The sequence below is a fragment of the Kocuria oxytropis genome (assembly GCF_040981195.1).
In the GTDB taxonomy this organism is placed as follows: Bacteria; Actinomycetota; Actinomycetes; order Actinomycetales; family Micrococcaceae; genus Kocuria; species Kocuria oxytropis.
This window is the reverse complement of sequence record NZ_JAVFXA010000090.1, coordinates 1-578: the sequence shown is the minus strand read 5'-3', so window position 1 is coordinate 578 and position 578 is coordinate 1. Positions and strand designations below refer to the sequence as shown.

General features: G+C 45.5%; 1 protein-coding gene. It reads right to left on the bottom strand.

The window, feature by feature from the left end; genetic code table 11:
* Window positions 1-578: hypothetical protein (locus QYM41_RS17720; RefSeq protein ID WP_368801084.1), on the bottom strand; the 578-nt coding region annotated here is incomplete at both ends.

Sequence of the window (578 nt, the reverse complement as noted above, 5' to 3'; positions counted from 1 at the left end):
CGTTGTACACGTGTACGCTCTGCTGTATAGCCCAAGAGGGCATCAATGCTATGCTGCTTCTGACTTCCCAAGTTGAGGTGATAAGAAAGGGTATTCTCTGTCAACAAGTCGATGTATAAGTTGCTGAAATAAGTAGCACGGCTGGCTTCACCATCCTTGGTTGCATTCTTATTATCATAAGTATAAGAAGGTGAGAAGCGCACATTAAAACCATTAGAAGTCTTAAAGGTCAATCCCTTAGCCAGTTCTACCGTCAGATACAAGTTGCCCAATCCCTGGAAATCTTCACTCCAACGCATGGTGTTGGCCATCACGCTGCATGGATTGTTGTTGGAAGAAGAGAAAGGTGAGGTTCGCTCTGTCAAAGGATTGCCTTCTTCGTCTACCTCGCCTGTTGGGGTTTCTATATTATTGAAGTGGCTACCACGAGCAAAACCACTATAGCCAGTAAGTGCTGTTGTGATGTCGTTGTGATAAACAGGCAGGAATGATGGTGTGCGATAGAAGTCGATAAAGTTGTTGCGAGGACGCTCTGCACGCTTGTAAGTACCAGAGAAATTGACACCGAAGCCCACACT